Source organism: Devosia sp. (assembly GCF_040509215.1).
In the GTDB taxonomy this organism is placed as follows: Bacteria; Pseudomonadota; Alphaproteobacteria; order Rhizobiales; family Devosiaceae; genus Devosia.
Genome location: NZ_JBEVLL010000296.1, coordinates 1 through 9,432 on the forward strand (window position 1 = coordinate 1; position 9,432 = coordinate 9,432).

The 9,432-nt window shown below is 61.5% G+C and carries 10 protein-coding genes; 8 read left to right on the forward strand and 2 right to left on the reverse strand.

The window, feature by feature from the left end; translation table 11 throughout:
- Positions 1 to 153 precede the first annotated feature (153 nt).
- Positions 154 to 1,053 carry a tRNA (adenosine(37)-N6)-dimethylallyltransferase MiaA gene (miaA, locus tag ABW043_RS16400; RefSeq protein ID WP_353922269.1) on the forward strand — a complete coding sequence of 300 codons (900 nt, stop codon included), beginning with the start codon at positions 154 to 156 and terminating at the stop codon, positions 1,051 to 1,053.
- Between the two features lie 2 nt (positions 1,054 to 1,055).
- Here the strand turns inward: miaA and ABW043_RS16405 are convergent, their stop codons facing one another.
- Positions 1,056 to 2,480 carry an MATE family efflux transporter gene (locus tag ABW043_RS16405; protein ID WP_353922270.1) on the reverse strand — a complete coding sequence of 475 codons (1,425 nt, stop codon included), beginning with the start codon at positions 2,478 to 2,480 and terminating at the stop codon, positions 1,056 to 1,058.
- Positions 2,481 to 2,547: 67 nt separating this feature from the next.
- On the opposite strand from ABW043_RS16405, the gene ABW043_RS16410 reads away from it, so the two are divergent.
- From ABW043_RS16410 to ABW043_RS16425, 4 genes are all read left to right on the forward strand, one after another.
- Positions 2,548 to 2,913 (forward strand): DUF423 domain-containing protein, encoded by a 366-nt coding sequence (locus tag ABW043_RS16410; RefSeq protein WP_353922271.1) that lies wholly within the window; start codon positions 2,548 to 2,550, stop codon positions 2,911 to 2,913.
- A gap of 77 nt (positions 2,914 to 2,990) precedes the next feature.
- Entirely contained in the window at positions 2,991 to 3,266 is a 276-nt protein-coding gene (locus ABW043_RS16415; protein WP_035087184.1) for a YMGG-like glycine zipper-containing protein, read from the forward strand.
- Between the two features lie 293 nt (positions 3,267 to 3,559).
- The gene (locus tag ABW043_RS16420) at positions 3,560 to 3,775 is read left to right on the forward strand and encodes a cold-shock protein (protein ID WP_353922272.1); all 216 of its coding nucleotides are present in this window, start codon (positions 3,560 to 3,562) and stop codon (positions 3,773 to 3,775) included.
- Between the two features lie 98 nt (positions 3,776 to 3,873).
- Positions 3,874 to 4,344, forward strand: a complete 471-nt coding sequence (locus tag ABW043_RS16425) for an NUDIX hydrolase (RefSeq protein WP_353922273.1) — start codon at positions 3,874 to 3,876, stop codon at positions 4,342 to 4,344.
- Here the strand turns inward: ABW043_RS16425 and ABW043_RS16430 are convergent.
- The gene (locus ABW043_RS16430) at positions 4,341 to 5,837 is read right to left on the reverse strand and encodes an inorganic phosphate transporter (protein WP_353922274.1); all 1,497 of its coding nucleotides are present in this window, start codon (positions 5,835 to 5,837) and stop codon (positions 4,341 to 4,343) included. The genes ABW043_RS16425 and ABW043_RS16430 overlap by 4 nt on opposite strands.
- Before the next feature lie 310 nt (positions 5,838 to 6,147).
- Between ABW043_RS16430 and ABW043_RS16435 the strand changes: the two genes are divergently transcribed.
- The 3 genes from ABW043_RS16435 to ABW043_RS16445 all read left to right on the forward strand — a co-directional run bounded on the left by ABW043_RS16435 (position 6,148) and on the right by ABW043_RS16445 (position 9,343).
- Positions 6,148 to 7,917: an acetolactate synthase 3 large subunit gene (locus ABW043_RS16435; RefSeq protein WP_353922275.1), complete on the forward strand. Its 1,770-nt coding sequence runs from the start codon at positions 6,148 to 6,150 to the stop codon at positions 7,915 to 7,917.
- Positions 7,918 to 7,940: 23 nt separating this feature from the next.
- Positions 7,941 to 8,495, forward strand: a complete 555-nt coding sequence (gene ilvN / locus ABW043_RS16440) for an acetolactate synthase small subunit (protein ID WP_056307167.1) — start codon at positions 7,941 to 7,943, stop codon at positions 8,493 to 8,495.
- A 101-nt stretch (positions 8,496 to 8,596) separates the two neighbouring features.
- Positions 8,597 to 9,343 (forward strand): pyridoxine 5'-phosphate synthase, encoded by a 747-nt coding sequence (locus ABW043_RS16445; RefSeq protein WP_353922276.1) that lies wholly within the window; start codon positions 8,597 to 8,599, stop codon positions 9,341 to 9,343.
- Positions 9,344 to 9,432 lie beyond the last annotated feature (89 nt).

Below are 9,432 nucleotides of genomic sequence, written 5' to 3' on the forward strand. Positions count from 1 at the left end.
AATGTCGCAGGCGACCTGATGGTGCAGCCAGTTGAGTTCTCCGCCGGTTTGCTGCACCACTGCGGCCGCAAGCGAGACGTCGAGGTCGGAATCGGCGGGATTGGCAATGAGGCTGAGGACCGGCATGGCGAAAATGACTTTCGGGAGAGTAAGGTGACGCGCCAGAGAAGCGCCGTCCTGATAGCGGGTCCCACTGCCAGCGGCAAGTCGAGCATGGCGCTGGCCCGTGCGCGGGCCAATGGCGGCATCGTCGTCAACACCGATGCCATGCAGGTTTATGACACGCTGCGCATCGTCACGGCCCGGCCATCTATCGAGGAAGAAGCCCAGGCCGAGCACCGCCTCTACGGCGTCATTCCAGCCTCACAGCGCTTTTCGACCGGCCAGTGGCTCGAAGCCGTACGCGCGATTCTGGTGGAAGTCGATCCCGAGCGCGAAGTAATTTTCGTTGGTGGAACAGGGCTCTATTTCGAAGCTCTCACAAATGGATTCGCCGATATCCCGGAAATCTCACAGGAGCTGACCTTGGAGGTTCAGCGCGAGATCGAAGACCTGGATGAAGCTGGCCGCATGGCGCTGCTGACCAAGGAAGATCCCGAAACCGCACGCCGCCTGAAAGTCGCCGATCCGCAGCGCGTCACCCGGGCGCTCGCCGTCAAGCGCGCCACGGGCAAGCCGCTTTCCGCTTTTCAGGACAATCCGCAATCCGGCCTGCTCGACAACTGGACCATCGAACGCTTCGTCCTCTCGCCAGATCGAGACGTGCTCCGCGCCCGGATCGCCCTCCGCTTCGAGGCGATGTTCGTCAGCGGCGCCGTGGAGGAGGTCGAGGCCCTACGCGCGCAGAATCTCGACCCGTCCTTGCCGGTGATGAAGGCCATTGGCGTGCGCGAAATCGGCGATTGGCTCGACGGCGTGCAGACGCGCGACGAGGCGATCACCCTGGCTGTCATTGCCACGCACCAATATGCCAAGCGCCAGCGCACCTGGTTCCGCAACCGCATGGGCGATTGGCCCCGCCTCGGGCTGGAAGGCAAGCCGATAGAGGCCTGATCTCAGGCCGCCTGGCGCATCCTGTCCAAAAGCCCGATCCGCTCCCGCAGTACGAAGCGCGTCACCAGCACCACGGCCACGAAAGCGAGTCCCGCGGCCAGCCCGATCCAGATGCCCACACCCTTCCAATCGACAATGAAGCCGAGGACATAGGCGACGGGCAGCCCCACCATCCAGTAGCCGACAATGGCCAGCAGCATCGGCACCTTGGTGTCGCTGAGTCCGCGCAGCGAATGCGCCGCAACCACCTGGGCGCCATCGACAAGCTGGAACACGCCGGCGACGATCAGGAAGGACGCAGCCAGGGTCAGCGAATTGGCATTGGCCGTGACATGGGGATCGAGGAACACCGTCACGATGTGCGGCCCAAGGGTCAGGAATGAGATGCACGATATGGTCATGAACGCCGTGCCCATGGCAAACGAAGTCCAGCCGGCCTTGCGAATGCCTTCAGCGTCGCCCCGGCCATAAGCCATCCCGACACGCACCGTTGCAGCAACACCAAGCCCCAGCGGCACCATGAAGGCAATGGAGGCGCATTGGAGGGCAATGGCATGGGCGGCCACCTCATCGGTGCCGAGCCGGCCCATGAGCAGCGCCGCCGCGGTGAACATGCCCACCTCGGCAACAACAGTCAGCCCGATCGGCGTGCCGATGCGGAAGATTTCGCGGAAACGCTGCCAATCTGGCTTCCAGAAGCGAACGAGCACATGGAAGCGCTTCAGCTTCGGGTGGCGCACCACATAGAGGACCATGGCGATCAACATGACCACATTGGTCAGCGTCGTCGCGATGGCTGCGCCACGCAGCTCAAGCCGTGGAAAGCCGAAATGGCCGAAGATCAGCACATAGGCGGTCACGGCGTTGACCAGCACGCCCAGCACGGTGATCACCAGAATGGCGCGGGTGGCGTCATAGGCCGACATGAGCGAGCGGAAGGAGATGATCCCGAAGGCCGGAAACAGCGACCAGGCCGCGATCTGGATGAACTGGTTGGCCATCTCGGTAGCCGCAGCATCCTGTCCGAGCGCCTGATAGATCGGTCTGATCTGCAAAACCAGTGGAACAAGCACTGCAGCCAGAACGATACCCGCCCAGCAGCCCTGCCGCACGACGCGGCGAACGGCCTTGATGTCCCGAGAACCGCGAGCCTGTGCGACGAGCGGCGCAACAGCACCGATCACGCCGATGCCGCCGACTAGGAAGGGCATCAGGAACGTCGTCGCCAGCGTACCGGCGGCAAGGTATTCCGAACCGAGCCAGCCAAGCAGAATCACGTCGGTCGTATGCAACATATTCTGCGCGAGCTGGGCGATGACCAGCGGCCAGGCGAGCGCAAAGGTTGCCCGGAACTCCGTGGTCCAGCTCGATGTATTGCCGACGCTTTCACCCGCCGTCGGCGCCAGCGGCGCGACAGATTCAGTCATTTTCGTTTCCCACACACACCGCCATGCTCTAGTCCAAAGCCGTCTGGCTTGGAAGATGGGGACGGAAATGACGGTTTGGATGCGGCGTGTCCTCGTGGGCGTTGCGGGCTTGATCGGGGCAGTCGGTGTGGCGACGGCGGCGATGGCGTCGCATGGTGAGGATGTTCGAAATCTCGCAGCCATCTCCGCCATGGCGCTGGCTCACGCGCCGGTCCTGCTTGTGGTCGGCCTCGTGGGGCGGAGCAGGGCGCTATCCATTGCAGGCCTGGTACTGGCCGCGGGTTGCATCATCTTCGTGGCCGATCTCGCCATGCGGCACTCGCTCGGCACCGCACTTTTTCCCGGCGCTGCGCCCATCGGCGGAGGCGGGATGATCCTTGGTTGGCTCGCCGTGGCGGTAGCAGGAATGTTCCGGGGTTTACTTAACGAATGATTCAACATTTCTTGAGCGACGGCTGGAACTAAAATTCCGACCGAACATTAATCGTCCGATCAGTCCTGGAGGATCTCATGCATAAGTTCCTGATTATCGTTGCCGCTACCCTGTCGCTGGCAGCCTGTACGTCAACTCAGCAGGGTGCGACGGTTGGTGCGCTCGGCGGTGCCGTTGTCGGTGCCAGCGCAACCGGCGGCAGCCTTCTAGGAACCGTTGTTGGTGCCGGTGTCGGCACCGTGGTCGGCGCAGCCGCCGGCGACGTTCTTGGTCGCGTCGAAGGCAGCAACAACCGTTGCGTCTACCAGCGTCGCGATGGCAGCCAGTACATCGACACCTGCCCGCGTGGCTAAGTTTCGCTGAGGCGGTTAGTCGTCCCCATACCGCCATCATGCTGCGAAGACACCCGGCCGGCGCCCCCACCGACCGGGTGTTCTACGTCAAACTGCTGATATCGCCTTGAAAAATTCCCGGCGCGTCGCAATAATCCCGAAATACGTGCCACTCGACTTGCGTTACCTGACGACCGGTATTTCCGGAATATGGGCTACCTCTTGATCTGGTGAACCGTAAGTTCGGATCCCTCGCAGGCGCCGAATTAACCCTTCCACCGCATGCCGCGGTATTACCGACCACGAGGTTCAACATGGCTGCCATCACCGGTACCGTGAAATTCTTCAACACGACCAAGGGCTTTGGCTTCATCTCGCCCGACAACGGTGAGAAGGACGCTTTCGTCCACATCTCCGCCGTCCAGCGTTCGGGCCTGCAGGGCCTCTACGAAGGCGATAAGGTGAGCTACGAACTGCAGACCGGCCGCGACGGCAAGGTGTCTGCCGGCGAACTGACCCTGCTGAGCTGATCGTTTCAGCACCGGAATTTTGAGGGGCCCTTCGGGGCCCCTCTGTCTTTTGGCGGGGAATCGGTCTCAACTCGCCAGAGGAAGGTTTGAATACCACCATGTTGCGACATCTCTTCAAAGATTGGCAAACCGCGAGGAATCCAACGGCTGTAATCCAGCAGGTGGGGGCCTTGCCGTACTCTATCGTCGATGGGCGGATGGCATTCCTCTTGGTGACGTCCAGGCGCAGCGGGCGGTGGATATTTCCAAAGGGCGCGATTGAGCCGCATCTGACGCCGTGGGACAGCGCCGCTCTCGAAGCCTTCGAGGAAGCCGGCGTTCTCGGAGAGGTCGAACAGGAGCCGATCGGCAGCTATCGCGCCGTTGCTGGTTCGGGCGGTAGCAAACTGATCGACATCGACCTCTACCCTCTGCGCGTCTCGCAGCAGCTCGATAGCTGGAAAGAAAAGGGCCAGCGCCTGCGCCATTGGGTGACATTGCGAGAAGCCCGGCGCCTTCTGGCGCATCGTGAGCTTGCCGATCTGGTCGCCGGGTTTCACGAGACCCGTGCCGAAAAGCACCGCGCCTAAAGGGCGAACTGACTGACGATCAGGAACACCAGCCCGGCCAGCAGCGCCGAGCAGGGCAGGGTGACCATCCACGCTCCCATGATGCGATAGACGCTCTGGCGCCGGATCAGCCGCCGATGATCGCCTTCTCGCGCATTGGCAAACGCCATTTCAGGCGTGGCGTTCAGTGCACGTGGATCAACGAAGCGCGCATAGATGGGTACCGACTTGCGCTCCATCTCCCGCCGCGAGCGATATTCGCGCAGGAAGCCGATACCGAAGACCGCGCCGATGGCGATGTGTGTAGTGGATACCGGCATTCCCAGCGCCGATGCGACGAGCACAGTCAGGCCGGTCGACAGCGCCGCACAGAAAGCGCGGATTTCATTGAGCTTGGTGATCTGCTCGCCGACAGTGCGGATCAGGCGTGGACCGTAGAGCGCCAAACCCAGTGAAATGCCAAAGGCACCGATGGAGAGCACCCAGAAAGGCAGGTCCGTCCCAACCGCTGCCGTGCCGTGTGAGAGGGTCGAAACAATTGCCGCGAGCGGTCCAATGGCGTTGGCAACATCGTTGGCCCCGTGGGAAAACGAGAGCAGCCCCGCGGATAGGATCAGCGGCAAGCGGAACAGCGTCGCGACGTGCTTCTTGCGATTCTCCAGTTCAAGAGATCGACGCCTGACCCCCGAGAACGCTATCGCCCAGCTGATCGCGGCAGCCAGCAGTCCAATGCTGACGGTCGTAAATATGCCGGGTGTCCAGACGCGCTGCAGGCCCTTGTCGGCCAGGTACATCGCGAACGTTCCAGCCATCACGGCGACAAAGACAGGAACCCAGGTCCGTGCGGCGCGCAGTTTGTCCATGCGCCTAGTGATGGCTATCTGCGTCAGAAACAGCAGCAGCGCTGCAATCGCACCGCCGGCAATTGGCGAGATGACCCAGCCAAAGGCGATGACCAGGATGTCGGGCCAGGACACGGCGCTGAGGCCCGCGGCAGCAATGCCAGCCCCTGTAACGCCGCCGACGATGGAATGGGTGGTGGAGACGGGGGCGCCGATGAAGGTGGACAGATGCACCCAGGTCGCTGCGGCCAGCAGCGCCGAGATCATGACCAGCACGAAACTGGCCGGAGCGATATTGAACCCGACGAGAAGGTCCGAGGCGACGGTTTCGACGACGTCGCCCCCGGCGAGCAATGCGCCCGCCGCTTCGCACACCGCGGCGATGAGCAGGGCCGCAGGCATGGTCAGGGCGCGAGCGCCGACCGCGGGGCCCATATTGTTCGCCACGTCATTGGCGCCGATGTTGAGCGCCATGTAGCCGGCGACAATGGAGCCTATGACAATGACGATAGACGTTGGGGTTTGACCCACCGAAGCAGCCGCCCACATGGCGACAAGGGCAAGGAACAGAATCGCCAGCCCCGGTGCAGCCGTGCGCTGAACCAGCGCCTGGCTGGCCGTATTCATGCCCGAAATGTGCTGCAGCTCCTTGTCGAGCGGATTTCTATTCATGTCTTCGGGATGGCCGGGTTTGAGAGGAGGGGAATATGACGAAGCTTCTGGTGCAAAGCGAGCCTTGACAGGTTTGTTGCAATGCTCCTATCAATGCGCGACTAATTTTTTGGAGAGGTCCCGTGCGGGCACTCATTCTCGTAGTAGGTAGGCGCATTGGCAACGTGGGGTAACACCCCGCGTGATAGCTGATGCGCCGAAAACAGGTCCCGAACGGGGCCTTTTTTATTGCCTTTTTTCCGCCGAGGCGGTTTTAAGGCGTCAAGGACGTAACGCCCGGTACGGCGGGCACGAGGAGTAGGAAGCGCAAATGGCCGAGAAAATGACCGGCGCGGAAATGGTGATCCAGGCGCTAGCGGATCAGGGTGTTGAACATATCTTCGGTTATCCAGGCGGTGCCGCCCTGCCGATTTATGATGCCATGTTCCAGCAGGATGTCGTTCAGCACATTCTGGTTCGTCACGAACAGGGCGCAACGCACATGGCCGAGGGCTATGCACGTTCGACCGGCAAGCCGGGCGTGGTGCTGGTCACCTCTGGTCCGGGCGCGACCAACGCGGTGACCGGGCTGACCGACGCGCTGCTCGATTCCATTCCCCTGATCTGCATCACTGCCCAGGTCCCGACGACGCTGATCGGCTCGGACGCATTCCAGGAGTGCGACACGGTCGGCATCACCCGCTCCTGCACCAAGCACAATTACCTGGTGAAGTCGGTTCAGGACCTGCCGCGTATTCTGCACGAGGCCTTCCTGATCGCGACGACCGGCCGTCCGGGCCCTGTCGTTGTCGATATTCCCAAGGACGTGCAGTTTGCCGTTGGCGAGTACTATCGGCCGGAAATCGAGAGCCTGCGCCATCAGTCCTATCGCCCGCAGGTTGATGGTGACCTCAAGGCAATCGAAGCTGCGGTCGACCTTATGCTCAAGGCCGAGCGTCCGGTGTTCTATACCGGCGGTGGCGTGATCAATTCGGGGCCCGAGGCCTCCGAAAATCTGCGCGAGCTCGCTGAGTTGACGGGTTTCCCGGTCACCTCGACCCTGATGGGTCTCGGTTCCTTCCCGGCGTCCAACCCGCAGTGGCTGGGCATGCTCGGCATGCACGGCACTTACGAAGCAAACCTTGCGATGCATGACTGCGACGTCATGATCAATATCGGGGCGCGTTTTGATGACCGTATCACCGGCCGCATTGATGCGTTCTCGCCCAATAGCCGCAAAATCCACGTCGATATCGACCCGTCCTCGATCAACAAGGTCGTGCAGGTTCACGTGCCGATCGTGGGCGATTGCAATCGCGTGCTCGAGGAAATGATCCGCATCTGGCGGAGCAAGACCAACCAGCCGCGCACCGAGGCCATCGCGCCGTGGTGGGCAGAGATCGCGAAGTGGCGCGCTGTCGGTTCGCTCAATTTCAAGAACTCCGACACCGTGATCAAGCCGCAATGGGCCATTCAGCGTCTCTATGAGGCGACCAAGAAGCAGTCCAAGGAAGTCTACATCACCACCGAAGTCGGCCAGCACCAGATGTGGGCTGCCCAGCACTTCCATTTCGACAAACCGAACCACTGGATGACCTCCGGCGGCCTCGGGACGATGGGCTACGGTCTGCCGGCCGCCGTTGGTGTGCAGGTGGCGCATCCCGATGCGCTGGTGATCGACATTGCCGGCGAAGCCTCGGTGCAGATGACCATGCAGGAGATGTCGACGGCGGTGCAGTATCGCCTGCCGATCAAGATCTTCATTCTCAACAATGAGCGCATGGGCATGGTTCGCCAGTGGCAGGACCTGTTGCATGGTTCGCGCTACGCGCATTCCTATTCGGAATCGCTGCCTGACTTCGTCAAGCTGGCCGAAGCCTATGGTGGCAAGGGCATCCGTTGCGAAAACCCGGCCGAGCTCGACGCGGCGATTGCCGAAATGCTCGACTATGACGGCCCGGTGCTCTTCGACGTGATCGTCGAAAAGGACGAAAACTGCCTGCCGATGATCCCGTCGGGCAAGCCGCACAATGAAATCATCCTGCCCGACACCGCCAATCTCGGGTCCATCATCGACGAGAAGGGACGGCAGCTGGTCTGACGGCCAGTTGCGGAGGAAATGATATGAACGCACATCTCCAGCCTACCGGCTCGGCCTACTTCCTCACTCAGGAAACCCAGCAGACGGAGCGCCACACACTCTCCGTGCTCGTTGACAACGAGCCGGGAATCCTGGCCCGCGTCGTTGGCCTCTTCTCGGCGCGTGGCTACAATATCGAGAGCCTGACTGTCAGCGAGACCGAACATGGGCGCCGACTTAGTCGCATCACGGTTGTGGTGGTGGCGACGCCCAAAGTTCTCGTCCAGATCAAGCTGCAGCTCGAGCGTCTGGTGCCGGTGCACCGGGTCCACGACCTCACGGCCGAGGGCAATTACGTCGAGCGCGAACTGGCACTGATCAAGGTTCAGGGTACGGGCGAGCACCGCGCCGAAACGCTGCGCCTTGCCGAAGCCTTCCGCGCGCATATCATTGATGCTACGGTGGAAAGCTTCGTGTTCGAAGTCACCGGCAAGCCCGACAAGATCGACAGCTTCATCGCCCTGATGTCGCCGCTTGGTCTTGTGGAAGTGGTTCGCACGGGCCTTGCTGCCATCGGACGCGGCCCCGTGGGCATGTGACGGGATTCCGTCACAGATGTTATAGAACCTATCAAAAGGTTCGATTGGGCGGCGCGGACGATCCGGTATAGGAAGGGTTAAGTTCCTACCGAGTCCGCGCCATGACCCTGCTTTCAGTCAATCTCAATGCCGTTGCCCAATTGCGCAATCGGCGTGATCTTCCCTGGCCAAGCGTCACCGGCATAGCGCGGATTGTGCTGGATGCGGGCGCCAGCGGCATCACCATCCATCCCCGGCCGGATGAGCGGCACATTCGCCGCACGGACGTCTATGACCTCAGTGCGCTGCTGCGCGCGGAATATCCAGAAGCCGAGTTCAACATTGAAGGCTATCCCAGCGACGATTTCCTTGAGTTGATCGAGGACGTCAACCCGCAGCAGGTGACCCTCGTGCCCGACGATCCGGCACAAGCCACCTCAGACCATGGCTGGGATTTTGTCGGCAAAGGCAATTTCCTGACCTCGGTGGTACAGCGCCTGAAGCGTCCTGATCGTCGCATTTCCTTGTTTTGCGATCCGGATGCCCGAATGGATGGGGTGACCGCTGCAAAGGCCACCGGCGCCGATCGGATCGAATTGTTCACTGGGCCCTACGGCGCCTGTTACGACGACCCCATGCGTGCCCAGGCCGAGTTGACAGCGCTTGCCGAAACGGCCGCTGCGGCTCTCTCGATTGGGGTCGGCGTCAATGCAGGGCACGACCTGACCCTCGAAAACCTGCCAGCATTTCAGCTGGCGGTGCCGGGCGTCGCGGAAGCGTCGATCGGCCACGGAATCACTGCCGATGCTTTGTTGCTTGGTTTTACCGAGGCGACGCGGCGCTATATCGCGGTGCTCGCAGAAAAATAGGCGTTCGTTGTTCTTCTTTGTTGAACGCTGAGTTGGCTGCCAAGAGACAAGACTGCTGTCCTTTCTCCTAAAAGCCACAAAATCTCCGA

Excerpts from the sequence above, each read along its gene's own strand:
- ABW043_RS16405 (WP_353922270.1), bottom strand. The coding sequence starts at position 2,480 with ATGACTGAATCTGTCGCGCCGCTGGCGCCGACGGCGGGTGAAAGCGTC.
- ABW043_RS16410 (WP_353922271.1), top strand. The coding sequence starts at position 2,548 with ATGACGGTTTGGATGCGGCGTGTCCTCGTGGGCGTTGCGGGCTTGATC.
- ABW043_RS16415 (WP_035087184.1), top strand. The coding sequence starts at position 2,991 with ATGCATAAGTTCCTGATTATCGTTGCCGCTACCCTGTCGCTGGCAGCC.
- ABW043_RS16420 (WP_353922272.1), top strand. The coding sequence starts at position 3,560 with ATGGCTGCCATCACCGGTACCGTGAAATTCTTCAACACGACCAAGGGC.
- ABW043_RS16425 (WP_353922273.1), top strand. The coding sequence starts at position 3,874 with ATGTTGCGACATCTCTTCAAAGATTGGCAAACCGCGAGGAATCCAACG.
- ABW043_RS16430 (WP_353922274.1), bottom strand. The coding sequence starts at position 5,837 with ATGAATAGAAATCCGCTCGACAAGGAGCTGCAGCACATTTCGGGCATG.
- ABW043_RS16435 (WP_353922275.1), top strand. The coding sequence starts at position 6,148 with ATGGCCGAGAAAATGACCGGCGCGGAAATGGTGATCCAGGCGCTAGCG.
- ilvN (WP_056307167.1), top strand. The coding sequence starts at position 7,941 with ATGAACGCACATCTCCAGCCTACCGGCTCGGCCTACTTCCTCACTCAG.
- ABW043_RS16445 (WP_353922276.1), top strand. The coding sequence starts at position 8,597 with ATGACCCTGCTTTCAGTCAATCTCAATGCCGTTGCCCAATTGCGCAAT.